Source organism: Sporosarcina aquimarina, assembly GCF_033253705.1.
Lineage (GTDB): Bacteria > Bacillota > Bacilli > Bacillales_A > Planococcaceae > Sporosarcina > Sporosarcina aquimarina.
On sequence record NZ_JAUBDH010000002.1, the window covers coordinates 396,084 to 420,730 of the forward strand.

29 protein-coding genes are annotated in these 24,647 nt (G+C 41.9%); 8 read left to right on the forward strand and 21 right to left on the reverse strand.

Going from position 1 to position 24,647, the window contains the following annotated elements:
- Positions 1 to 57: 57 nt before the first annotated feature.
- From QT716_RS04600 to QT716_RS04630, 7 genes are all read right to left on the reverse strand, one after another.
- Positions 58 to 450: a DUF3397 family protein gene (locus QT716_RS04600; protein ID WP_317934793.1), complete on the reverse strand. Its 393-nt coding sequence runs from the start codon at positions 448 to 450 to the stop codon at positions 58 to 60.
- Positions 447 to 1,337, reverse strand: coding sequence for a 2-dehydropantoate 2-reductase (locus QT716_RS04605; protein ID WP_317934794.1), 891 nt, complete (start codon positions 1,335 to 1,337; stop codon positions 447 to 449). Before QT716_RS04605 ends, QT716_RS04600 begins: the two co-directional genes overlap by 4 nt.
- Before the next feature lie 58 nt (positions 1,338 to 1,395).
- Entirely contained in the window at positions 1,396 to 2,949 is a 1,554-nt protein-coding gene (locus QT716_RS04610; protein ID WP_317934795.1) for an acyl-CoA carboxylase subunit beta, read from the reverse strand.
- 28 nt (positions 2,950 to 2,977) lie between these two features.
- A complete protein-coding gene (locus tag QT716_RS04615; RefSeq protein ID WP_317934955.1) occupies positions 2,978 to 3,190 on the reverse strand; it encodes a biotin/lipoyl-binding carrier protein in 213 nt (70 codons plus the stop codon).
- A 129-nt stretch (positions 3,191 to 3,319) separates the two neighbouring features.
- On the reverse strand, positions 3,320 to 4,078 hold the full coding sequence (locus QT716_RS04620; protein WP_317934796.1) for an enoyl-CoA hydratase/isomerase family protein: 759 nt from the start codon (positions 4,076 to 4,078) through the stop codon (positions 3,320 to 3,322).
- Positions 4,079 to 4,190: 112 nt separating this feature from the next.
- Positions 4,191 to 4,364: a 50S ribosomal protein L32 gene (rpmF, locus tag QT716_RS04625; RefSeq protein ID WP_025785164.1), complete on the reverse strand. Its 174-nt coding sequence runs from the start codon at positions 4,362 to 4,364 to the stop codon at positions 4,191 to 4,193.
- Positions 4,365 to 4,387: 23 nt separating this feature from the next.
- Positions 4,388 to 4,921, reverse strand: coding sequence for a YceD family protein (locus QT716_RS04630; protein WP_317934798.1), 534 nt, complete (start codon positions 4,919 to 4,921; stop codon positions 4,388 to 4,390).
- 128 nt (positions 4,922 to 5,049) lie between these two features.
- Here QT716_RS04630 and QT716_RS04635 point away from each other — a divergent pair, with 128 nt between their 5' ends.
- Entirely contained in the window at positions 5,050 to 6,264 is a 1,215-nt protein-coding gene (locus tag QT716_RS04635; RefSeq protein WP_317934799.1) for a nucleotidyltransferase, read from the forward strand.
- A 2-nt stretch (positions 6,265 to 6,266) separates the two neighbouring features.
- Here QT716_RS04635 and QT716_RS04640 read toward each other — a convergent pair whose 3' ends face one another.
- On the reverse strand, positions 6,267 to 7,337 hold the full coding sequence (locus QT716_RS04640; protein WP_317934956.1) for a SepM family pheromone-processing serine protease: 1,071 nt from the start codon (positions 7,335 to 7,337) through the stop codon (positions 6,267 to 6,269).
- 139 nt (positions 7,338 to 7,476) lie between these two features.
- Here QT716_RS04640 and QT716_RS04645 point away from each other — a divergent pair, with 139 nt between their 5' ends.
- Positions 7,477 to 8,367, forward strand: a complete 891-nt coding sequence (locus QT716_RS04645; protein WP_317934800.1) for a hypothetical protein — start codon at positions 7,477 to 7,479, stop codon at positions 8,365 to 8,367.
- A gap of 105 nt (positions 8,368 to 8,472) precedes the next feature.
- Here the strand turns inward: QT716_RS04645 and coaD are convergent, their stop codons facing one another.
- Complete coding sequence (gene coaD / locus QT716_RS04650; RefSeq protein WP_317934801.1) at positions 8,473 to 8,952, reverse strand: pantetheine-phosphate adenylyltransferase; 480 nt, start codon at positions 8,950 to 8,952, stop codon at positions 8,473 to 8,475.
- Between the two features lie 9 nt (positions 8,953 to 8,961).
- On the reverse strand, positions 8,962 to 9,555 hold the full coding sequence (gene rsmD / locus QT716_RS04655; RefSeq protein ID WP_317934803.1) for a 16S rRNA (guanine(966)-N(2))-methyltransferase RsmD: 594 nt from the start codon (positions 9,553 to 9,555) through the stop codon (positions 8,962 to 8,964).
- Positions 9,556 to 9,608: 53 nt separating this feature from the next.
- On the opposite strand from rsmD, the gene QT716_RS04660 reads away from it, so the two are divergent.
- Positions 9,609 to 10,025, forward strand: a complete 417-nt coding sequence (locus QT716_RS04660; RefSeq protein ID WP_317934805.1) for a DUF7147 family protein — start codon at positions 9,609 to 9,611, stop codon at positions 10,023 to 10,025.
- Here the strand turns inward: QT716_RS04660 and QT716_RS04665 are convergent.
- Positions 10,007 to 10,279 carry a YlbG family protein gene (locus QT716_RS04665; RefSeq protein ID WP_317934807.1) on the reverse strand — a complete coding sequence of 91 codons (273 nt, stop codon included), beginning with the start codon at positions 10,277 to 10,279 and terminating at the stop codon, positions 10,007 to 10,009. The two genes, QT716_RS04660 and QT716_RS04665, sit on opposite strands and share 19 nt — an antisense overlap.
- 127 nt (positions 10,280 to 10,406) lie before the next feature.
- Here QT716_RS04665 and QT716_RS04670 point away from each other — a divergent pair, with 127 nt between their 5' ends.
- Positions 10,407 to 11,183: a PI-PLC domain-containing protein gene (locus QT716_RS04670; RefSeq protein WP_317934809.1), complete on the forward strand. Its 777-nt coding sequence runs from the start codon at positions 10,407 to 10,409 to the stop codon at positions 11,181 to 11,183.
- A gap of 64 nt (positions 11,184 to 11,247) precedes the next feature.
- On the opposite strand, the gene QT716_RS04675 is transcribed toward QT716_RS04670, so the two are convergent.
- Together QT716_RS04675 and QT716_RS04680 are read right to left on the reverse strand one after the other, a co-directional pair.
- On the reverse strand, positions 11,248 to 11,691 hold the full coding sequence (locus QT716_RS04675) for a YlbF family regulator (protein WP_317934810.1): 444 nt from the start codon (positions 11,689 to 11,691) through the stop codon (positions 11,248 to 11,250).
- Between the two features lie 64 nt (positions 11,692 to 11,755).
- Positions 11,756 to 13,183 carry a UDP-N-acetylmuramoyl-L-alanyl-D-glutamate--2,6-diaminopimelate ligase gene (locus QT716_RS04680; RefSeq protein ID WP_317934811.1) on the reverse strand — a complete coding sequence of 476 codons (1,428 nt, stop codon included), beginning with the start codon at positions 13,181 to 13,183 and terminating at the stop codon, positions 11,756 to 11,758.
- Positions 13,184 to 13,268: 85 nt separating this feature from the next.
- On the opposite strand from QT716_RS04680, the gene QT716_RS04685 reads away from it, so the two are divergent.
- Positions 13,269 to 14,036, forward strand: a complete 768-nt coding sequence (locus tag QT716_RS04685) for an amino acid kinase family protein (protein WP_317934812.1) — start codon at positions 13,269 to 13,271, stop codon at positions 14,034 to 14,036.
- Positions 14,037 to 14,043: 7 nt separating this feature from the next.
- On the opposite strand, the gene QT716_RS04690 is transcribed toward QT716_RS04685, so the two are convergent.
- On the reverse strand, positions 14,044 to 15,108 hold the full coding sequence (locus QT716_RS04690) for a CAP domain-containing protein (protein WP_317934813.1): 1,065 nt from the start codon (positions 15,106 to 15,108) through the stop codon (positions 14,044 to 14,046).
- 205 nt (positions 15,109 to 15,313) lie between these two features.
- Between QT716_RS04690 and QT716_RS04695 the strand changes: the two genes are divergently transcribed.
- Positions 15,314 to 15,673, forward strand: a complete 360-nt coding sequence (locus QT716_RS04695; RefSeq protein WP_317934815.1) for a YugN family protein — start codon at positions 15,314 to 15,316, stop codon at positions 15,671 to 15,673.
- A 100-nt stretch (positions 15,674 to 15,773) separates the two neighbouring features.
- Positions 15,774 to 16,832: a sporulation integral membrane protein YtvI gene (ytvI, locus tag QT716_RS04700; RefSeq protein WP_317934817.1), complete on the forward strand. Its 1,059-nt coding sequence runs from the start codon at positions 15,774 to 15,776 to the stop codon at positions 16,830 to 16,832.
- A 60-nt stretch (positions 16,833 to 16,892) separates the two neighbouring features.
- Here ytvI and QT716_RS04705 read toward each other — a convergent pair whose 3' ends face one another.
- The 7 genes from QT716_RS04705 to cyoE all read right to left on the reverse strand — a co-directional run bounded on the left by QT716_RS04705 (position 16,893) and on the right by cyoE (position 23,411).
- On the reverse strand, positions 16,893 to 17,354 hold the full coding sequence (locus QT716_RS04705) for a DUF420 domain-containing protein (RefSeq protein ID WP_317934819.1): 462 nt from the start codon (positions 17,352 to 17,354) through the stop codon (positions 16,893 to 16,895).
- Positions 17,355 to 17,385: 31 nt separating this feature from the next.
- Complete coding sequence (gene ctaG, locus QT716_RS04710; protein WP_317934820.1) at positions 17,386 to 18,300, reverse strand: cytochrome c oxidase assembly factor CtaG; 915 nt, start codon at positions 18,298 to 18,300, stop codon at positions 17,386 to 17,388.
- 137 nt (positions 18,301 to 18,437) lie between these two features.
- The gene (locus tag QT716_RS04715; RefSeq protein WP_317934821.1) at positions 18,438 to 18,785 is read right to left on the reverse strand and encodes a cytochrome C oxidase subunit IV family protein; all 348 of its coding nucleotides are present in this window, start codon (positions 18,783 to 18,785) and stop codon (positions 18,438 to 18,440) included.
- A gap of 1 nt (position 18,786) precedes the next feature.
- Positions 18,787 to 19,413 (reverse strand): cytochrome c oxidase subunit 3, encoded by a 627-nt coding sequence (locus QT716_RS04720; protein ID WP_317934822.1) that lies wholly within the window; start codon positions 19,411 to 19,413, stop codon positions 18,787 to 18,789.
- Positions 19,413 to 21,293 (reverse strand): cytochrome c oxidase subunit I, encoded by a 1,881-nt coding sequence (locus QT716_RS04725; RefSeq protein WP_317934824.1) that lies wholly within the window; start codon positions 21,291 to 21,293, stop codon positions 19,413 to 19,415. Before QT716_RS04725 ends, QT716_RS04720 begins: the two co-directional genes overlap by 1 nt.
- Positions 21,294 to 21,328: 35 nt before the next feature.
- Complete coding sequence (gene coxB / locus QT716_RS04730; protein WP_317934825.1) at positions 21,329 to 22,393, reverse strand: cytochrome c oxidase subunit II; 1,065 nt, start codon at positions 22,391 to 22,393, stop codon at positions 21,329 to 21,331.
- A 97-nt stretch (positions 22,394 to 22,490) separates the two neighbouring features.
- Positions 22,491 to 23,411 (reverse strand): heme o synthase, encoded by a 921-nt coding sequence (gene cyoE / locus QT716_RS04735; RefSeq protein ID WP_317934827.1) that lies wholly within the window; start codon positions 23,409 to 23,411, stop codon positions 22,491 to 22,493.
- Positions 23,412 to 23,733: 322 nt separating this feature from the next.
- Between cyoE and QT716_RS04740 the strand changes: the two genes are divergently transcribed.
- On the forward strand, positions 23,734 to 24,645 hold the full coding sequence (locus QT716_RS04740; protein ID WP_317934828.1) for a COX15/CtaA family protein: 912 nt from the start codon (positions 23,734 to 23,736) through the stop codon (positions 24,643 to 24,645).
- The last annotated feature ends 2 nt before the right edge of the window (positions 24,646 to 24,647 follow it).

Genomic DNA, 24,647 nt, shown 5'->3' on the forward strand with positions numbered 1-24,647 from the left:
ATATATGGGTTGAGTATATCACTCCACTCTAATTGTTTAAAAACATACGCTTAGTCTTTACTTGGTTAGGTATTCAAAAACGGTTTTTATAACCCCTACCAACAGTAAAAGTATATAAAGTATAGATAGTACGAGGAACAGCATTCTCCATAAGTTGCGGATCATTCTCTTCATTCTAAATTCTTTACTTCGAACTCTTTCAGCAGTTGCATACCCAATCGCAATTAAAAGAATACCGATCATCAAAATGATATTGGTTTGCATCCCGGCAATCATTGATAATAATATGCTTACCGATACAAACAAAAACGGAACCGTTACGTCCGCTGCGATGCGAAGTGATCTAACTGAAGAATGATGAGTTACTTTGAAAATGACAAACAAAAGTAATGTAACTGCGTATGGTGCGATTACAAAAATCGCCAATAAGGGCTGAAAAAAATCTTTCATGTACTCTCGGTCCCTTCATCAATTGCTTTTAATAACATTTCTAATAGAGCAAGTGTCGGCATCTTGTGTCGATACTCGCCGAGAGTGGCACTTACAATCGTGTCAATTTCCATCGGCACGTGATTAGTTCTGTCAATCAGCATTGAAGAACGATTACTTGCAGTACTGTCGCAAACCTTTTCTATAACAGAAAACGGCAACCTTTTTATAGTTTCCGGATAGACAAGAGCGAGCTCATTATACACGGCTTTCATCAGTCTACGAGATGTTTCGTGTTGAAGCAACTCTCCATTGGTTTTCCCTAAAATTGCAGTTAGCGGATTAATGCAGCAATTAATGATTGCTTTTTCAAGCAGCATTCGGAACCCGTCTGTATGAAGACGAATTGGAAAGCCTGGTGAATTCACGGTAAGTAATTGATCGGTAAGCTCCTTATCCCCTCTTAGCTGAGCAAGATTCATCACTCCGATTCCTTTATGTATAACTGATGTATCCGTTTCTTTACCGGCACCGTGCGTAAGGGATGCGAAACCAATTGAAGATACGGAGGATTGCTTACCCATCTCAAAATGACGAAGGCCATTTTGAACAAATAACAAATGCGCGGGTTGTGCTTTGTTCTCTATAGACACGATCAGTTTAGAAAGATCTTTGGATTTCACAGCGAGTATCCAGAGCGCACCTTCGGGGGCATCCTTCAGTTCCGAAAAAGCATTCACCTGCACTGTCTTAGATTCTCCATCCAGGATTCTTGTGACCCCATTTACTCTAAGTTCTTCTGCTTGAGAATCCCTTCTTGTAAAAAAGGATACGGATAAGTTCGACTCTGCTAAATAAGAACCGATTAAAAGACCCATCGCACCAGCACCTGCAACGACAACTTTCATACTTCCACCCCTTTCAATAGAAAAGTCCGCCCTATAGGCGGACGAATACACTTTTAACTTACACTGGATAGACCGGGTGTTTCCGAGGAGGCTGGGGAATCGTCTTCGTGCTGTACAATTCAAAACGGGCAGCGAGAACTTCTCTTAAGTCAGAAGGTTTGACGATTTCATCGATAATCATTTCTGATGCAAGACGATAAATGTCAATCTCTTCTTTGTATTCCTGCTGTTTTTGCTGCACATAGGCACGGCGTTCTTTCGGATCTTCAATCGCTTCAATTTTGTTTGAGTAGACAGCATTTACAGCCGCTTCTGGTCCCATAACCGCAATCTGAGCTGTAGGTAAAGCAATACATACATCCGGTTCAAACGCCGGACCAGCCATTGCATATAACCCTGCTCCGTAAGCTTTTCTTACTACAACTGAAATTTTAGGCACAGTTGCAGAACTCATCGCCATGATAAGTTTAGCTCCATGCCGGATGATGCCCTCTTTTTCAACTTTTGTTCCAATCATAAAGCCTGGTACATCCGCTAAAAATAACAATGGAATTGAAAACGCATCACATAGGTTGATGAATTTCGCACCCTTGTCTGCAGAATCCACGAACAGAACTCCGCCTTTAGCTTTCGGCTGATTCGCAATAATTCCAACTGACTTCCCATTAATGCGTGCTAACCCTGTAATCAGTTCTGGCGCAAATTTCTTTTTCACTTCAAAGAAACTCTCTTCGTCAATCAATGTATCAATAGCTTCGTACATATTGAATGGGGCATTTTGGTTCTCAGGTATAATTTCTTCCAACGTGCGCCCAACCTTTGCCTCTACCGCTTCTGCGATTGGAGCAGGCTCGGTGAAGTTTGCAGGGAAGAAGGCTAAGTAACGTTTCGCTTCAGATATCGCTTCTTCTTCGTTTTCCGCTAAAACATCACCACATCCACTGATAGAACAATGCATTTCGGCTCCGCCCATTTCTTCTAGGGTTACTTTTTGACCAATAACTTTCTCAGCCATTCGAGGGGACCCTAAATACATAGAAGCATTCCCTTTCACCATAATAACAATGTCACAGAACGCGGGTATGTATGCACCGCCAGCAGCAGATGGTCCGAATAGAACACATATTTGCGGAATGAACCCCGATAACCTTACTTGGTTGTGGAAAATCCGTCCGGCCCCTCTGCGATTCGGGAACATGTCTAGCTGATCTGTAATTCGAGCACCTGCTGAGTCAACTAAATACAACATCGGCACACGGTGCATTTCAGCTGTTTCTTGAATTCGGATTATCTTTTCTACAGTGCGAGAGCCCCAAGATCCCGCTTTAATTGTAGAGTCATTCGCCATGACGCAAACAGTTTGACCTCCAACTTTCCCCATTGCAGTCACAACACCGTCTGCTGGTAAGTCTCCTGCTTCACAGTTTGCGAAACGTCCGTCTTCCGTATATTTTCCATCATCAAACAACATAGCAAGACGTTCGCGCACGAACATTTTACCTTGCTGGGCTGCTTTTTCATGATACTTCGGCTGTCCACCAGCAAAGATTTTTTCCAATTGTTGTTCTAATTTATGATTATACCCCTTTTGTTCTTCTGTATTACTCGTCATGTGAACTCCCCCCTTACGAATTTAACCATCATTCAAACGTTAGGATAAGATCCCCTTCATCAATGAAATCTTCCTCTTTAACAGCAATTGATGCTACTTTTCCATCCATTTCCGCTTCTACAGGAATCTCCATTTTCATTGATTCGAGAATAACTACTGTATCCCCTTTTTTCACTTCTTGCCCAACTTCAACTTCAATTGTAAAAACTGTTCCAGTCATTGTAGATAGTACTTGTGCCATATTATTTTCCTCCTCAACTTTTGTCACTTTCAGATAGATGATTTTTTTCATCTATCTATAGTTTATCTGATAATTGAAACCGTTTTCAACTATTCAATCATCTTTTGAATTTTCAATCTTTTGAACTGGCTAAGCTCGGCTTCGAAATTTAGCTACCGCCGCATGATGTGCATCAGATTCCCACAAAGTTGAACACTGTTTGCACTCTGCGAGCATTCGCTCTTTCAAGCCCGTTTTCTCCCATTTCCGAATCGCAATTGACTTATAGGCCTGGAGTACTGCTGCATCGACATGTTCTGAATTTGCTATAAACTTAGCGAGTGCATCCTCTTTAGATTCACTGTATACGTCAGTAAGCCATCCCCACTCATATAGAGATTGTGAATCATGAACTCGCGCTTCAGTTAGAAAACGGAGAACCCTGCTGTGTAATTGTTCTTTTTCGTAGAGTAACGAAGCACCGCCCCACCCTGTCGTAATGGCAAGAGTCCCTTGGATGAACCCCGCTTTAGCGCCTGTCTTCATCAAACGATAATCACAAGCTGCTGCAATTTCACAACCGCCGCCAACAGCAGTACCATCCATCAGTGCAATAGTAGAGATCGGTGAAGCGGCAAGACGATAGAGTAACTTGGTCATTCGAGATAGCATAGGTAAGGCTTCCGCAGACGTTTCAAGCGCATGAAACTCGCCTAAATCACCACCTGAACAAAATGCTTTCCCACCTTCAGAAGTGATGATTCCCCACTTCAAGGAAGTGTCGCGTTCCAGTTGATCAATGAATTGCTCTAACCCATCCATCACTTCATAGTTTACTGCGTTCCTTACTTCGGGACGAGAAATTGTAAATGTGATTTTGTTTATTTCTTTTGTGATGCTATAGGACATAACACGGCCTCCTTAAACACAATTTATGTATACAAAAAAGACTACCGTGAGCCATGGTCTCACGGTAGTCTTACGATAGCCGGAGCTATCAGGGGGTTGAGGCAGAATCTTGTTATTCGCCTACAACGACTTTCCCTTTGTATTGACCGCATGATTTACAAATGCGGTGTGCCAATTTCATTTCGCCACAATTTTCACAAGTTGTCATACCTGGAACCTGTAACTTGTAATGTGTACGGCGCATATTCTTTTTGGTTTTAGATGTTCTTCTCTTTGGTACTGCCATTAGAGGGCACCTCCTTAGTTCGACTAGTCGTTATCGGATTCAAAAAATCTTGCTAAGCCTGCAAGTCTAGGATCCGTTTTTTTATCCTGCTCTTCCGTTAGCTTTTCATTGTACACTTCGTCAGTCGTATACGACCAACCCGTACCGGAGGCTTCCGTTACGGTATCCGCGTCATCACAGTAAACCTGCAATGGCACTTCTAAAAGAATAAGCTCTTCAAAGACTGGCATTGGATCGATTGTATCCCCCACTATTGGGTGGATTTCATCGTCTTGCGCCAATACTTCTTCGTCCCAGCTGAATTGTTCATCTGTTTCTATAGAGAAAGGAAAATGAACATCCTCCCACGTTCTTGCACAAGGCAGCGTCATGGAACCTTCCAAATGGAAGTGAAATGAAACTTTTTTCGAACCTACTGTACAACTTCCAGTTAACCGAACCGGTGAAATTGCTCGGATTTCCGAGTTTCTTTCTCTTACAGATCCAAGATCAACCACTTCGTCAAGCGGCATTGCTCCCTGCCTGAACTTACGCAATTGATGAATTGACCATTTCATGCCTATCACCTCAAGACAACACTTTTGATTATATAGCGGATAAAAAAAGATGTCAAGATATTTTCTTGTCACTTCAACGCTTAGTTCATTATACTAAAACAATAGATATATTGAAAGGAGTGAGCTTCATGAAAGCTGTAGGAATCGTAGTTGAATACAACCCGTTTCATAATGGACACTTGTACCATGCGGCTGCTGCAAAAGCACAAACTGAATCTGACTTGGTAATTGCGGTCATGAGCGGAAACTTTCTTCAAAGAGGTGAGCCTGCACTCGTAGATAAATGGACAAGAACTTCTATGGCATTGGAGAATGGCGTGGATCTAGTGTTTGAGCTGCCATATGCCAGCGCAACATCAAATGCTCCCGCTTTCGCAGCCAGTGCTATTCAATTGTTAGATGCAGCACAATGCGACAGCTACTGTTTCGGCAGTGAGGACGGGTCCATCACTTCATTTATCGAAACGTTAAATAGGATTTCCACTTACCAAGCGGACTATGATGACGCAATTCGAAGTTCGGTTCAAAAGGGAGTAAGTTACCCCCAAGCACTCAACGAGGCCTATTCATCAATCACACAACCAGCCGATGGGAATCCAAGTAAGTTTGTGGATTTATCACTGCCTAATAACATTCTTGGATTTCACTATATGGAATCTGCTGCAGCCCTAAAATCTACAATGACTCCAGCAACACTTCCGAGGCTCGGGGCAGGGTATCATGACGATGTATCTCCAGATACAAAAATCGCAAGTGCCACAGGAATTCGTAAAGAGTTTTTCACAACACAAAATACCGAACACATTCGACAGTATGTGCCGAATCGAACTTTTCATGAACTTGAACACTGGCTTGAGCAGAGAGGCAATTTCGGCAGCTGGGAACGATTTTATCCGCAGTTAAGATTTCAAATTCTCAGAGATGGCCCAGAACGTCTGGCGCGTATTGCAGATGTTAAAGAAGGAATTGAAAATCTATTCTACAAAGCAGCTAAACAAGCTGAATCGTTCCAGCACTTCATGAGCATCGTGAAATCTAAGCGATATACTTGGACTCGTATTCAACGAATGCTGACACATATCTATACCGGTTTTACATACGAAAAACGGAACGTTATGCAAAATCCTGATCATTTAAGACTGCTCGGAATGACACCACTTGGCCAAGCGTATTTAAAAGAGAAGAAAGAAGAAGTGAAACTGCCAGTAGTGAGCAGACTTGCAAATTTCGAAAGTGCTTCAGCAGCGTTTTCTGCTACTGTATCTGATTTGTATGCACTTGGTATCGATCCTTTAACACCTTCGCTCGGCCTTGATTTCCGGACGCCGCCTATCCGGCTCTGATATCACTTTTTAGGCTTCAACTTGTCTAAATACTCCAACGCGTCATCTACTGTTTTAACAGGCACGATTTTCATCTTCGTGCCTATTTTTTTTGCTGTTTCAGCAGCTTCTTCGTAGTTACTCTTAATACCCGGATTCGCTGCCTTTACTTCTTCCGGCAATTCATCATCCGGTGCAAAGAAAATCTCCATTCCGTCTCGATCTGCCGCCATCACTTTAAAGTCAATTCCTCCGATACGTCCAACCGTACCGCCTGGCATCATCTCTCCTGTTCCTGCAACAGTATAGCCTTTTGAAATGTCTTTGGTATCAAGCTGATTGATGATTTCCAGCGTAAACATTAACCCTGCAGACGGTCCGCCTATTTCAGAAGTATTAAAGTTTACCTTTGGAATCGTTTTTAGCGAGCGATCCACTAAAAATTGAATTCCGAGTCCTACCTTACCTTCCGTTTCAGGGATTTCTTTCAAAGTGATGTCCGTTTCAAACTTTTCCCCGTCACGTTCTGCTTCTACTTGAATCGTATCCTCTTTACGCTGGTCTGCAACGTAAGTGGCAAACTGATCTGGCTCAAGCAGCGGTTTGCCATCTACTCCGACAATACGGTCCCCTGCTTGTAATTTACCATCAGATGCACTTCCCTCAACCACATGTTGAATGTAAATGCCCGTAAAATCGATTTCTACCGGCTTACCCGCTTTTTCAAATGCAACAGAAATTGCATTGAATTGGGAATCGCTCATTAAACGCAGCTGACGCATATTGTATTCCTGATCATTCTCTCCTCGCCGTCTGACTTTGCTGGCCGGAAGGAGTTTCATCTTATCTGAAACCTTCGACCAAAAATATGTAGCTGGTGTCGCCTTGCCAACTGAAATGGTCATTAGACTAAAAGTTCCTTTGTCTTCTTCATCTCCATTTTCAACTTTCACTAGCGGGGATAATTCATATGCTCCGCCTGGTTGAGATACATAGCTGTCTAGTGGATAGACCATAAAAAGAGCAATGAGCACCGTAATAATTGCGGTGATTCCGATTCGTTTAATTGTAATTTTACCTGCACCTCCATTAATAGCCTGTACCTCTTTAACATATGGTTAAGTGTACCATTTGAAAATTGAACGGCACAATGATTTTTATTTGGACTGAATACACAAGAGAGAAAGGAGACGCAAGCGTGAATTCATTGCAATCTGTACTTGCACAAGACGCATGATAAATGTAATCATGATTTGGTCACTTATCGCTTTGTTCATCTTACAGCCAGGTATTGCACACGATGGAGCAGAAACAGGAGTAAAGTTATTTGTGCAGGCGCTATTGCCTTATTTACTTCCTTATATTATTTTAACTCAGTGGCTCTTAAAATTGCCTGTTTCAGAGAAATCGTCTCCAGCTTGGATGCGGTATATAAAAGCGTATACGCTTGGTTCGTTTGGGGGATTTCCTGTTGGAGCTGTTACAGTAAGTGAAATGAAAAAAAATGGACAGCTTTCTAAATATGAAAGCAGCCTGCTGCTTGCTGCATGTCATGCACCAGGACCTATGTTCATCGTCGGATATGTTGGTCTTGAGCTGTTCGGTGATTCTATGTCCGGTTGGAAATTACTCTTCGCAATCCACGCAGCTAATATTGTCTTCTTCTTATTCGTATTGCTATTGATGGCGTCTCGGCGTACTCCTGATGGAGAGAGGAAGCATAGTTCTATTACGAACCCCAGCTCTGCACCTTTGCTGGACGCATTTAAGGAAAGCTCTACAATCATCATTTTAGTGGCAACCACCGTGGTTTTCTTTTCTTCACTAGGCAGCGTTTTGACAAACGTGATTCAAGCTGCTGCATCTGTTGAAATGGGCATTGTGAAAACGTTCGTCTTGTCGATATTTGAGATGACCTCGGGTGTACAATCCGCCGCCTTACATTTTTATGGTGCCCCTATCTTTCCTTATTTAATCGCTGCGATTCTATCCATAAACGGCCTTAGCATCCATATGCAAGTTTTTGTCATTGCGCGTTCAGCTGAACTGTCACTGAAACCTTATGTGATTGGTCGAATCTGGAGCGTTCTTGCAGTGCCCGTTTTTCTATATATATTGCTTTAAGAAAATTTATGGTTATTGAATTTATGGGAACCTTAAAATGGCAGATGTATAAAAAAAGCTGAACCGGGAAGTCATGGTTCACGACTTCTCAGCACAGCTCACTTATTATGTATACATTTTCTTCAATGCTCTATTTACAGTTTCCGGTACAAGTGCAGAAACATCCCCGCCGTATTTTGCAACCTCTTTTACAATACTAGAACTTAAAAAAGAATATTGGTTCTTCGTCATAACAAAAAACGTTTCGATGTCTTCATCTAAAAATCGGTTCATAGATGTAATTTGCATTTCATACTCAAAATCCGATACTGCACGCAACCCTCTAACTATTGCAGCTGCATTAATGGTTTTTGCGTAGTCAATCAGCAAACCAGATGATGAGTCAATCTTGACAGACGGATACTCAGCAGTGGCTTGTGCAATAAGCTGCTGACGTTCTTCTACTGAGAATAATGGATTCTTAGACGAGTTATTCATCACCACTACATGAACTTCGTCAAAGATTTTTACTGCGCGCTTAATGATATCCAAATGACCATTCGTCAGTGGATCAAAGCTTCCTGGCACAACTGCCACTTTAGACATTTCAGAACCTCATTTCTTATAAATTGTAATTGCACTTCCACCGTAAACAGTGGTTCCTGTTGACTCAAAACTGCCATATGAAAGGGGAAGTGTAAGCTGCTTGTCATGCTCGCAAACAATTATCGCGCGGTCCGTCAATAAGCCTTCGTCGGCGAATTGAGCTGCAATGTCGTAAAATTCTTTTTTTGCATAGGGAGGATCTAGAAAAAGCAAGTCTGCTTGGATGCCCTCTTTACTAAGTTTAGCAGCTGCAGAGCGAGCATCCCCTCGAATAATTTGAAGTTCGTTCACAAACTTACACTTCTCAGCGTTAGCTTTAATAACAGCAATTGCTTTAGGATTCCTTTCAAAAATCCATGCGTGTTCTGCACCTCGAGAGAGCGCTTCCAATGACAAAGAACCGCTTCCGCCAAATAATTCAACAGCAGTGCCTCCATCAAAAAATTGGCCGATTTTACTAAACAACGCTTCTTTTACTTTGTCTGATGTAGGACGAGTATCTGTACCAGTAATCGACTTTAAAGGAATTCCTCTTCTCGTTCCAGCAATAACTCTCATTTTTGTAACTCCTTTTGTCAACCCTTCAAACCATTCTGCAAACAATGTGCACGCGTGCTATGATATGAATTATACTTTTTGAAAGGTGTGGTTCTGTCATGCGACAACAACGATTCATCGAGCTTGGTGAAGGGTACTCAGATATTTATGAACTATGCGAACTGATATCCGCCAATTCTTCTAGACTAAAACGAACATTTTTATTTACCTCAACAACACCGGATGGGAAACGGGTTGTTTCACTTGCAGCCTCTTTTGCTCCAGCAGGTGAAGGCGGGCTGTTCCCTATCTATATCTGTCGTGAAGGCATTCCATCCAGAGAAGGCAGTATTTCAAAACGGCAACAAGTATTCGAAGAGGCTGCAGCCAGTGTTGACAGCAAGCCAGTCCCAGTAGACATTAAGCATTCCTCAGAATTTCCAGAAACGAAGTTATTCTATCAATACTTGACTGGCATATTACGCCTTAACCATTTACTGCCGCCTCTTGACGATCCTTATAGACCGGTTTTGTAATCATATTCCTTCGCTTTGTCAGGACGTGCATTCTCGTATTCTGTGCGTACAAACGGCCGGTAAGATGGGATTGCTTTTTTTACTGATGAAAGCCGTTCCACTTTGCGAATGACGTCCTCGACATCGCTTTGACTGCAATAGAGGACTACATACTTCATACGACGTGATATATAGTGAACGTGTCCGTATTTACGAAACGATTTCGCCTGTTTCAAATGATGGAGATAAATGATAACTCCTTGACGATCTACCAATAGTATCCCTCTTTTCTATCCCTAACAATACCATAAGTTTTAAAAAAGCCGCAACCAGACTTTACTGACAGTTCATCCAATTTGTCTTATAATGAATTCAAAGGATTTAACAGAGGAGGAATTAGAAGTGGGAAGAAAAACAAAAGTTGCACTGTCCGTAGGTGCCGCAGGTGCTGCAGCCTGGGCTGCTTCCAAAGCAATTATCCGTCCAACGGCCCGGCCTAGTAAGGAAGCACTTCACTTTGAAGGTCCCATTGTAATCCAACAACTTTCCGGTTCAACAACTGTTAAACAAGCAGCAGAAGCTGCCGCACTTGGTGTACAAGGTCTAGCGATGAACGTAAGACTTACAGCTGATGAGGAGATTATTCTGACAGACAGCACCTTGTCAGAATCAGCCCGCTGCTTATTAAAAGATATGTTGGAGCGCTATCCCCACCTGCTATTCCTCATTAGAATTGTAGATTCTCCTGATACGTATGAGGGGAGCTTAATGCCTTCAAAACTTTGGAAGTTACTTGAAGAATGTAATGCACAAAACCAAGTCGCAGTCATTAGTCATTATGATGAGCAGGTTGATCGCTTTAACTTATATACACAACATCTCGCAGCGGTCGGAGCTGGCGCAGAAGAGATGAAACAAGCATATGCAGCTTATTCTAGCCGCTTCGGTCATCTTTACAACCCGCGCACAGATCTTTTTGTGTTGTCCGATAGGATTGGACCATTCCAGCCAGCAAGTGTTGGCTTCATCCAATTTCTCAAGAAACTGAACGTTTCGGTATACATTGATCATGCAGAATTTGACGATGTGTTGAAGCTCGCACATGCTGGTGCTGCAGGGTTCATAACGGATACACCGGAGACAGTTATGAGTCAATTGGATACGTTACACGAACAATAAAAAAAGCAGAGGCTGCGAAACATTCGCCCTCTGCTTTTTTGTATTTGCGGTGAAGCACTATTCGTTACGCCGAACACGAACAGCCTCCGCCAGTGCCGCAACTTCCTCCACATGAAGAATCCGTTACGAATGTATTGTCTGTCGGCAACTTCACCGATTCAGATACAGAATGTGCGATACCTGCGCTGATTTCATCCAGCAAATATTGTACATCATTTTCTGACAAACGCAGTGCAGCTACTTTCTCATTCATATCTAATGCTCGTTTGTCGAGTCGAATCGATTTCATTACTCTATTGTAATCCGGATGGTATTTTCCAAATCGTTGTACCTCTTCATAGCGTTCTTTCAACTCCGAGAAGTCTCGAATCTGTTTTACCAAATCCGGATCGCTATAAACTTGCTGATGAGCAGAACGGTAGTCTAACAGAACATCGGATGTCATAATCATCTCTGCTAATTCATCTGTATGCTCGATGATGGTAAGCCATTCATCGGTTATCATCATAAGTGGTTTCCCTCCATTCACACTTATTATACCAAATAGAGGGAGTAAGCGCATCACTTGAAAACTACTTCACCGTTCCTAACTGATTGAGAGCTGCCATTACTTCTTTAAAATCAGACAAAACGGTTTCTTTGCCAGACACGAGTTGAGATGTTTCATGTCCTTTTCCTGCAATCAGAACAATGTCTTGAGGCTCACTTAATTCGATCGCCTGTTGTATCGCACGCTTTCTGTCAGTTTCTATGATGACAGCTGAAGAATTCTTCATTCCGCTTACGATGTCTTGAATGATGTGATCCGGATTTTCATTCCGAGGGTTGTCAGAGGTTACATAAATCTTATCACAATAATTCTCTGCTACCTCGCCCATAATGGGTCTTTTGTCTTTGTCACGTTCTCCGCCACAGCCGAATACACAGATAAGCTGTTTCTTTTTTAACGATGTCAATGCTTGTAAAACAACTTCTAGCGCATCCGGAGTATGAGCGTAATCCACAAAAACTTGGCGTCCAGCCTGCTCCGCCAGCTGCATTCTGCCTTCAGGCAAACGCAGCTCTGAAAACATCGAAAATACGTGTCTCTCCGGAAAACCGAGTAGACAAACTGCCGCTGCAGCAGCCATTGCATTTAAACGATTATGCTCTCCAGGAGGAAGTGTCGCTATCAGATTTTCGCTAGGCATAAACCGGCCCGCAACTTTTCTTCCAAATTCATGGACAGGCACATTCGCATCTGCAACAAGTTTCATGCATTCCGCATCTTCACGATTCACAAGAATTTGGTCGGATAGTTCACATAGTTTCTTTTTAGCATTTAAATAATTGTCCCTTCCGCCATGTTCTTCGAAATGATCGACCCCAATATTTAAGAACACGCCAACAGCTGCCCTGCAGTGAGCGAGGCGCTCCATTTCCAGCCCTAGGGAGGACGCTTCAAGCGCCACGTGGGTGACTCCTCTTTCGAGACATGTCTTTAATAAAGGGTGCAAATACTCCGCAGTCAATGTAGTAAGCGATGGTGTTTCCACATCTAGTTTCTCTCCATTAATATAGCAGCCCGTAGTTCCAATTACTGCTGCTTTAACACCAAAGTTTGCAAGTAATTGACCGACGAAATGCGTAACTGTAGTCTTTCCGTTTGTTCCTGTTACCGAAATAATTGTAAGTTCTTCTGCTGGGCTTCCCGCAAGTTGTGCACAACTATAAGACAAAAATTGTTTGCACTCAGGGACAGTTACAACTGCAACTCCACGACTGACCCAATTCGAAACCTGCTCTTTCGGTACAATTCTGTCCACTACAATTGCAGCTGCACCATTGTGAATTCCTTCTTCAATGGAATCCAATCCATCATGGCGGGCACCTTTTCTAGCGACAAACAAACTTCCTTTTGTAACCCGCTTTGGATGCTCTGTCACTGCATTAATCTCAATATCTCTCCAATTCCCACTTATCGTACATGGCCAATCTTTTAGCAATTCAATTAGGTACAAACCCGTGTCTCCTTCCCGAACGTTTTTCTTTTCAAGGAATATAGTAAGGATGAACATACTTCAGCGTATGAAACGATTCGTGTGAATGTCACGAAGAAAGTTGGGAGACGATATGATAATTCAAAAATTTGGCGGCGCTGCGATGAGAGATCGTACGATGCGTCGCTTATGTATTGAAAGAATTCAAGATGGACTGAATGTACACAATCAGGTAATCGTCGTTGTCTCTGCAATAGGCCGTGAAGAAAGCCCTTATTCTACAGATCGGCTTCTCACCATTACCCCTGACTTTGAAGTAGGTACGGCTGCATGGGATCTTGCAGCATCATGCGGTGAACTGATCGCATCAGCAGTACTAAGTGCGGAGCTAGCTAAACTTGGCATTCAAAACAAAGTGATGCACAGTAATAACTCTGGTTTACAAACAACGGGTACTTTTGGAAATGCAACTATCCATCGTGTCGAGACAAGCTATATTGATAAAGCACTTCAAACACAGCAATGTCTGATCGTCCCTGGATTTCAAGGAATGAATACTACAGGCGATTACATGACACTTGGACGCGGAGGAAGTGATTTAACGGCGATTGTACTGGGGAGCAGCCTTGGTGCGTCTTGCGTGGAATTTTTTAAAGACGTTCCTGGGGTTATGTCTGCCGATCCGAACGTTGTTGAAGATGCGGTAAAATACGATTCGCTGACAATTGATGAATTCATTCCGTTACTTGACTGTGACCGTCCTGTCATTCAAAAACGGGCTGCACTTTATGCAAAAAAAACAGCAATCCCCTTATGCGTCAAAGGAATTGCCGTCAGCGAAGAAGGTACGTGGATCATCCCATCTACTGAATGATTTCACGTTAAGGTGTTGGCTTCTCTACTTCTTGTATTAAATTTTGGGTATAATAGTTACCATAGACACCCGTACCAATATGAGTGAAATTTTTGTCCAGCAATACTTCTTGGTGTGCAGGAGAGTTTAACCAGCCATGAACCGCTTCAATAGCATCGGTATAATTCAACGCTATGTTTTCTCCTGCTTTTTTGACTTCAATATTGGCAGTTTTTAAACGATCTGCGAGAGTACCTGACGTGGGTGAATCTTGAGAAAAATAATTCTGCAGCGCCATTTCTTTACTATGTTCTCGTGCGACGACTTGCAGACCGTAGTCTTTCTTTAATTTATTCACACTATGATTTGTTCGATATATATTCGTAATATCGAGTATTTGACGCTCCAGAGCACGATCAACGGCAAACTGGTCCTCCGATGAAGGTTTTTTCACTTCAACCAGCTCACCCTTGTAAAACAAATCATAAGGCTGCTGCATAACTAGTGTCATTGGTTCGATGAAACGCACCCCTTCTAACTCTTCACCTTTTTCATCCATATACAATTGAGTGAACAGTCCATCTGATTGAATGAGCATCTTATTTTTAATATCATCGCCATTGAGTACGAATGTATATTGGTTATCTCCTACCACTACTTCCAATTCTGATTCAATAATCGTACTCCGGTAAATGTCTTGGCTGCTTTGACCATTGATATATGGATAGACATCTACTTCACGATCAGGACTATAAATTTGGTTGACAACACCGTCAGCAACTCCTGCCATTAACATGGGATTCGTCTCATAAATCCACCACTCGAAACCGAACACGGAGAGATCTACTCGGTCAGGTTTCCCAAACTTTTCACTTAACTTTTCAGAAGATTTTCCTACAAGTGTAGAAATCCCTTTTTCAGGTCTTTTTGCATCAGTGACTCCTTGTTGTATAGGGGATTCTCCCCCACTAATAGCAGTCCCTGGCTTGACAGGTGATTCCAATGGATCATTTTCGCGAATGCCATCATCCCAAAAGTAAAACGTTAGAATAACAACCAATAAGACTAAAAGTACTTTCCATAACCGTTTCACTTCCCCCACACCTTCTTTCTATATATATTCCCCACTTGTTTCTCTATGCAATATCGTGATTTGACTAGTAATTTCATCATTTTCTTCTTGAATACGTTGTTATCCATCTCGGACACAATGTTGCCATTGCAACCGACTTCTATTTGTTCTATGATTATAAACGAATAGCAATCGATTGATGGTTATATAAGGAGGAAATTGATCAATGGACTTTATAAACACTGGTATTGAAGAGATCGCTGTAGATATCCGAACTCTTGAAGAACTCGTTAAAAAGCATGATTTGGTTCTTGCTGGACAATGGGACTACGAGCGTATGACATTCGACAAAAAGTATACTGTCAGCGATGGTGTATACTATCTTCGTGTCTACGGGATTACTCCTGGGGACGTCGGCAAAGATGAAGGCGTCGTTGAATTCATCACTCCTCAACTCGGGAAACACTATTATCCACACGGTGTTGAATATGGCGAGGACGAATTTTATCCTGCTTTTGTAGTCAATGATAGTAAAAAAACATTGGCGGCGCTAGTAAAGGACCTGCAAACTTTCAACTTAAAATAATTGTCGGAAACCGGGGAATATTTTGTTCCCCGGTTTTTTATATGCATTTACATTTGTTTTGGCTATAATAGAAATAATACACCATTTGGGGGAATGCCGGGTGACAAAACGGTTAACAAAAAAGACTTTGATTATCATCGTAACTGTAGTTATCGCAGTTGCCGCTTTATTTTTCATACTCCCGGTTTCCATACCGCTAATATTAGCATTGTTGACAGCGCTGATTATTGATCCACTCGTCAAACTAGTGGAGCACCGTTTCAAATGGAAACGAAAACTTTCTGTAATCTCGGTATTCATCTTCGTCGTCTTAATCGTTGCTGGCGGTGTTTATTTTTCCGTCACATCTTTAATTGGCCGAATCATTCAATTCACCAAAGATGCTCCGGATTACTTAAACACTCTTTCAATTGCTTGGATCGACGTGCAAGAAAAAGTATTTACGTATACATCTGGACTTCCTTCAGATATTGTTTCTGCTACACAAGAACAGCTGACAGCTGCGCTCACCTCTTTCAAAGATTCTCTTCTTGAACTGTTGAGCTATGAAAAGATTATTGCTCTCGCTTCTGAAATTCCGAATTTCCTCGTGAGTTTTATCGTCTTCTTAATTGCGCTGTTCTTATTCATGCTAGAACTTCCACAACTGAAACAAAGAGTCTATAACCGATTCACTGATCGGACCGCAGAAAAGGTCAAATATATGACTACGAAATTGAACGCTACTGTGAAAGGCTTTTTAAAAGCGCAATTGCTTGTAAGTTTCATCATCTTAGCCGTTGCTTTCGTTGGACTACTACTCATTGTTCCAAAGTATGCAGTGGTGATGGCTATCATTATCTGGATTATCGATGTAATCCCTATTTTGGGATCGATTATTGTGTTGGCACCATGGGCTCTGTATGAGTTTGTCAGTGGTGATGTCGCTATGGGGACGAAACTTTCTATTTTAGCAGCAGTGTTATTAATCATCCGTCGAACTGTTGAACCGAAAGTGATGGGTTCACAAATCGGCTTGTCTCCTCTTCCGACGTTAATCGGGATGTTTATCGGATTAAAGCTATTTGGAGTTCTTGGTTTCTTCATAGGGCCAATGGTAGTCATTCTGTTTACCACAGCAATTGAAGCAGGAATCATCAAGCTCAACTATAAAATTTAACTTGATGAAAATCGATACAAAAACACGCATGTCCCCTAAAGTGGGGCATGCGTGTTTTTGTTAAAATCCTAATATCGCTTTAAGCATCGATGTAGTTTCGCCGCCTGTATAAAAAACGTAAAGAAGCAAGTACACCACAACACCTGTAAGTGCCGCAAAAACCCACACCGTGCTCGTTACAGGTCCGAGACGTCTGTGCCTAGGTAAGTTATCCTTAAAGCCCGACACAAGCGACAGAACACCTAGAAACGCTCCGAAAGTCGCTAAGCATATATGGAATATCAAGAAAATTGTATAGTAAATCTTAATATTGTCAGGTCCGCCAAATGAGGTATTCCCAAGGATCGCTGTCCTTGATAGGTAAATCACTAAAAACAGAAGCGCTGAAATGGACGCGGCAATCATCACTTTCTTGTGTGCCTCTTTACGCTCATGACGTATCAATATCCATCCAATCACCACTAAGACTCCGGATATAATGATGAGCAAAGTACTCAACGTCGGTAGAATTGGTAAATTCATGCTAGTTCTCCATTTCTATTCAGGTATCGAATTACCCGTGTACAGAAAGATTTTTACGATTGATCAGATCTTGTCGAGTGATCTCATCGGCATTGTTTTGCTCATCACGGTACCAAGTAATGAAAATTTTACCGATTATGAACACATACAATAGCTCTTGCATCACTTTCATAATGATTCCGCCAAGCTGCTGGTCATAAACTGCAGGCATATTTGTAAATAACTCCGGACCAGAAATGGACAATCCGGATAAAGTCCCCGCCGGAACACAAAGAGCCATCGCTTGAAGCCACGCTTCTCCACTCGCATACGTTGCGTATACTGGGACATCCGCAAAGATGATCAATGAGCATGCGGGAGTCAGCAAAATAGCACTTAGAATTACATAGCCAATCTTTTTCAACCCATGTAATTGCGGTTCACCGGGCAGTGTGTTAAATATTGGCCACCATAAGAACAAAGCAGACAAAAACAATGTCAATGTAAATAACGTGTGCAATGTAAAACTAAGTTTAATCGTATCCAACACCAACGGATAGTGGTTCATGGAAAACATAAGTGTAAATAACATTAAACTGATGACAGGCTTTGTAAAGAAGTGAATCACTGCAGCTAATTTAGGATAGCTGAAGATTTTCTTCCATATAAAGTTCGGTACTCCCATGATGAATAGCGGAGCAATCATCAACAATAAAATTGCCATTTGCGCCATGTGGACCGAGAACAAAATATGACCCATTAAGTCCATCGGAGACCCTTTTACAATATATAACAGCACAACAGCAGAGATGAACAACGCAGTTTGCTTTGTTGTAACGGGCTCAGTCCCTTCAAATTTCGACCTCCACTTTTTAGTCAGTAAAAAGTAAAGGATAGTCAACACGACAAGAGATAAGAAAAAGTACGGGCTCCATAACGCGCGAAAGCCAAATATACTTAACGGCAAGTGCCCCAGCTCCTTTTATAAGTTCTCTACTTATTATAGATCGTTTCTATGTCTAAAACAATGAACGTTCCTTGACATCGTGAAAAGAAAAACCTCTGACAATGGCAATTGGCCAAAGTCAGAGGCTTTCTAAAATTTTACCACCAAACAATTGTAACGAAAGTCAGTGGAATCAGGAATGCAAACACAGCTCCTGTAAACATAAACATTTGTGGTACACCGTGTCCTTTATCTTTCATGTGCATGAAATAATAAAGTTGAAGTGCTACTTGAACTGCTGCAAACAGGAACAGAACAGGGATTACCATATACTTAGTAAATCCTTCTACTCCTTGCTGGAAAGCTACGACGAATGTAAATGAACAGATGGTCATAAAGATCATCAGCGAGAACATCATCACTTGGCCGCGCATTGTTTCTTTTGAGCGACGGACAAATAAATCTTGCTCAATCGGTGATCTTTTATACATTTCGATTTCAGCCATGTTATCCGATCACTCCCATCAAGTATACTACCGTAAAGATGAATACCCATACGACGTCAATGAAGTGCCAGTAAAGTGAGAAAGTATAGTATTTAGTTGCATTATACAGGTTAAGTCCGCGTTTTGCATTACGGAAGATTAGAAGTGTAACCCAAACCAATCCGATTGCTACGTGGAAACCATGCGTTCCAACCAATGTAAAGAACGCTGAACTAAATGCACTATTTCCAAATGTAAAACCTTCTTTAACATAGTGAGAGAACTCATATACTTCAAGCCCTAGGAAACAAAGTCCTAAAATTGCAGTTATCGCAAGCCATAGCTGCATTTTCTTGAAGTTGTAGTTCTTCATGTGGTGCATTGCATACACACTTGTAAGAGATGATGTTAATAGCAATAACGTCATCACGAATACGAGTGGCAATTGATAAAGCTCTTGTGTTGAGAATCCAAAACCACTTGGCCCCTTATTCTTAAGAGCCATGTAGGTTGCAAACAATGTTGCGAACAAAATTGTCTCTCCGCCAAGGAAGAGCCAGAAACCAACAAACTTATTCTTGGCTTCAAGAGTCGCACGCTCAGGATGTTCAGGCCAAGTTTCTGGAGTGAATTTTTTATTCAAATCCATCAGTTACGACCCCCTTTACGAGCATTGTCAATATCACGCTGAATTTCTTCTTTCGTTACATAGAAACCAAGATCATCTTTCACTGAACGCATCGCCATCGACACGAATATCCAAGCAAGACCAAAGATCAGTAATGGCAATCCCCAAGAAGTTTCTTGGTGGAACATTGCACCGAAACCAGCGATGAACAAACCAAATGTCATAAAGAACGGAATGATTGAACCATTCGGCATGTGGATGTCTTGAACAGGTTCTGCTGGTGTAAGCATTGTTGTGTTACCCTCCATTTTTTCAATATAAACTGTATCAAGACCACGTACAAGTGGCGTTTGAGTAAAGTTATAGAATGGCGGCGGTGAAGGAATCGCCCATTCAAGTGTACGTCCGTCTCCCCAAGGGTCGTTACCTACACGTACGTTTTTAACAGTTGTCATAATGATATTGATAACCAATACGATAACTCCGATTGCCATAAGAAGCGCACCAATCGAACTGATTAAGTTCGCTGTGTTCCAGCCCTGCCCGTCCATATATGTCCAAACACGACGTGGCATTCCCCAGAATCCGAGCCAGTGCTGGATAAGGAATGTACAGTGGAACCCAACAAAGAAGAATACAAATGTAATTTTACCAAGTGTTTCACTAAGCATCGTTCCAAACATTTTAGGCCAGTAAAGATGTACACCTGCTAAAATCGCAAGTACAACGCCACCAACAATAACGTAGTGGAAGTGAGCAACAATGAAGTAACTATCATGCAACTGATAGTCAAGTGGTGCTGCACCCTGCATAACACCTGTAACTCCACCCATTACGAATGAAGGAATGAAACCAAGTGCATATAACATTGGCGTTGTCATGCTAATACTACCGCCCCAAATAGTGAGCAACCAGTTAAAGATTTTAACACCTGTCGGTACTGCAATGGCCATCGTCGCTACTGCGAAGATGGCGTTCGCTGTTGGTCCAAGACCTACTGTGAACATGTGGTGAGCCCAAACCATGAATCCTAAGAATCCAATCAATACCGTCGCAAATACCATCGCTGGATATCCAAATAGGCGCTTACGAGAGAAAATTGAGAAGATCTCAGAGAAAATACCGAATGCCGGTAAGATCAGGATATATACTTCAGGGTGACCAAATATCCAGAAAATATGCTCCCAGATAATTGTATTTCCACCCATCGTATGATCGAAGAAGTTACCGCCGAACATACGGTCAAACGTTAGGAAGAACAAACCAACTGTAAGTGGCGGGAATGCGAAAAGAATCATTGCTGAAGCGACAAAAGTCGTCCAAGTGAACAATGGCATTCTCATATACGTCATACCCGGCGCACGCATATTAATAATGGTTACGAGGAAGTTAATCCCGGCCATCAGCGTACCACCACCCGCGATTTGAAGTCCTATCGCGTAGAAGTCAATACCATGTCCAGTGGAAGCAAGTGATAGTGATGCATATGAAGTCCATCCTGCATCAGGAACCTGTCCAATTAACCATGAAATGTTTAGGAATAATCCTCCGAAGAAGAACATCCAGAAACCTAACGAGTTAATGAACGGGAACGCAACGTCACGCGCTCCAATTTGTAATGGCATAATATAGTTCATAAAGCCAAATAATATCGGCATGGCTGCAAGGAAAATCATCGTTGTACCATGCATCGTGATTAAATCATTGAAAAGACCTGCACTAACTAGGTCATTGTTCGGCTTTAACAGCTGGAGACGAATAATCATCGCTTCAATACCACCAACGACGAAGAAGAAACCGCCGCCAATGAGATACAGAATTCCGATCTTTTTATGGTCGACAGTGGTCATCCAATCCCACAGTGCTGCGCCGAATCCTCTTTTTTGAGCAACAGAACTCACGTTGTTTTACCTCCTCTTCAATATCGCATTACGAATTACTGCTCAACAGACAAGCCAAGTAAGTATTCAGCTAAGTCATTCAATTCTTGATCAGACAGCTGATCTTCGAAAGAAGGCATTGTGTTGCCTGGTTTAATTTTTTGTGGATTCTTAATCCATTCTTTTAACTTCTCTTCATCGTGTTCCAAGAAACCAGCGATACGGTTACGATCTCCAAATGCTGCGAGGTTCGGACCTTGAGATCCACCTTCACCTGCACCAGAAGTTGCGTGACAGCCGATACAGCTTGCTTCGAACACTTCTTTACCATCTTCGTTCGCAACAGCGGTTTTGTCTGCAGTCGCTTTCATGTTTTTAGCCCAAGCGTTAAACTCATCACGTGGTAAAGTTTTTACCTTGAAGTCCATTAGTGAGTGAGATGGTCCGCAGAGCTCCGCACATTTACCATAGAATACGCCATCTTTAAGACCTTCTGATTCTTGGTCGAATGTAAGGTAAAACTTATTCAAGTTTTCTACGTTCGTATCCAACTTACCGCCAATTGCAGGAATCCAGAAGGAGTGCTTAACATCTGCTGCTTTAAGGTTGAAGAATACTTTCTCCTTAGTTGGTACAACAAGTTCTTGAGCTGTTACGATCCCTAGATCCGGGTATTCGAATTCCCACCAGTAAAGTTTAGCAGTAACGTCAACAACTAAATGTTTCGCATCCCCGTTATCATCTACTTCTTCCATTGCTTTTACGTCTCCAAGTTTATATGTGTAATACACAGTAGGGACAGCAAGAATAAGAATGAGGATAATCGGAATGATTGTCCAGATTAGCTCTAATTTCTGACTGCCTTCAACCTGTTCAGGTATGAAGTCATCTCCAAGTTTTGAACGTCTGAAACGAATCAGTGCTACTACATAAATTGCGACTACAACAAGAATGACGAACAGCATGATACCTGAAGAAAGCATCAGTAGCTTAAACTGATCTTTACCAACTTGACCAGCTGGTAGAAGCGTGGATAGTTCCTGCTGGCCGCATCCTGCTAGAAATACAGTCAGTACAGCCAATAAGGAAAAGAGACGCCATTTTTTGAGTCCTTTCATCATCGCTTCATAATCCCTCTCTTTCTAATAGTGTTTTCTTTCACTGAGGAGTAAAGACCTCTCTATAATGAATTCCTGTCAAAGAAAGAATTCCAAACGTTTAGATGAAAATCGAAAAGATAATCATCGAGACAAACAAAATAGTCATGTAATTCAATGAGTAGATGAACATGGAAGTTGCCCATTTCAAATCATCTTTTACACGGAACCCTTTAAGTGCGAAGAATAACCAACCCGCATTTAACAGTGTTGCCAATACTAGAAACGCCGTCCCTAATTCACTAAGTAAGAATGGCAGCGGAAATAGTAAGACAACCCATGCAAGCATGGACTTTTTTGTTCGGGCAAACCCTTTTACTACAGGTAACATCGGAATACCAGCGGCTCTATACTCTTCTGTCTTTTTCATAGCAAGCGCATAAAAGTGAGGCGGCTGCCATACAAACATAATAAGAAATAGTGCCCAAGCTTCCAGACCAAGAGACGGATTTACAACCGCCCAGCCGATTAGCGGCGGAATAGCACCTGATAAGCTGCCTACAATTGTGTTCGAAACGTGTCTGCGTTTAGACCACATTGAATACAAAACAACGTAACTAAACACTCCCGCAATACCAAGCAATCCTGCAGTTGCATTTGCTGAAAACAGCAATGCTTCTCCTAGAACTATAAAGGCTAACGCTGCAGCAAATACAGCAGGTGCTTTAAAACGTCCCGTCACTGTAGGTCTAGTTCTCGTACGTGTCATGATGGGATCTATATCCCGATCAATCAGGTTATTGAGTGCTGCTGCGCCGGCAATGATAAGGGCAGTTCCAAATAATGCAGCAAACACTAGATCCAGTCTATGTACAAAGTTAATGTTCGCAAACTGGAATGCCAGGAAAAGACCCGTAAAAGCTGTTATTAAGTTTGAATTTACAATTCCAATCTTAATGAGTGCTAAAAAGTCTTTCAAGAATGTTGGTGTTATTGCAGTTTCCGGTACCGATTGTGCAGCAGTCGAACGACCGTTTGACATTTTCGTCCCCCTTTCAAAGCCTGTTAAAAATGACCGCTATAATTAACTATATCGAAAATCCTTCACAATTTCTATACAAAATAGCAATTTGTATAGAATTGCACAATCTTTCGAGGAATTATACAGTGCACATACTATAGTAAATCATTACACCCTGTCATTTGTGAAGTTATGAAGTCTTTTTTATGAACGTTTTGTGAAAAACTTATCTTCAATACAGGTTATCTATTTATGCCATTGTGTTTTAGAGCGTGATTCTCTATCATTAAAAATTAGAGACCTACAACAGCGGTCGATATTTCATAGAAGAAGGTGTCTTTGCTTGAAACGATATAACTACTTAAAATGGTTCGCAGTTGCTGCAACAATCGGGATGCTGCTTATTATGCTGGGCGGTGCGCTCGTTACGAAAACAGACAGTGGCATGGGCTGCGGCAGACATTGGCCAGGCTGTAACGGACAACTGATTCCAGATGAAATAACTACAGAAGTTCTAATTGAGTTTTCTCACCGGCTTGTAACAGGGGCTGTCGGAATCTTAATTTTAGTATTAGCGGTCTGGTCATGGAAAGCAATTGGACATGTCCGTGAAACAAAATTCCTTGCAGTCATGGCGGTCTTCTTCCTTATCTTGCAAGCACTTATTGGAGCTGCACAAGTTAAATGGGGACAAGGAGATTTCATTCTGGCACTGCATTTCGGAATTTCACTTATTTCTTTTGCAGCAGTTCTGCTTCTCACTCTTCTTATATTTGAAGTCGATAAAAAGTTTGAGGCTGATAAAATCCAAGTTGGACGGAAACTTAAGTTCCATACAATTGGCGTAACTGTCTATTCGTATATTGTGATTTACACGGGGGCCCTTGTACGACATACGGAATCCGGACTAGCGTGTGCGGATTGGCCGCTTTGTAGAAACGACCGTTTTGCAATGCCCTCCAGTTTAAATGAATGGGTCCAAATGGGACACAGGACAGCCGCTGCACTCATAGTCGTTTGGCTTATCTATATTGCGATTCATGTCATACGCAATTATAAAGGTCAAAAAGTGTTAGTATGGGGTTGGAGCATGGCATTGATTCTTGTTCTTGCACAAGCAACAACCGGTATGCTTTCTGTCTTAACCCGACTCAATTTATCAGTAACATTACTTCATACCTTATTAGTCACGTTGTTATTCGGATTGCTGACGTACATGATATTATTGTTATCAAGAGTACGTATTCGAAAATAATG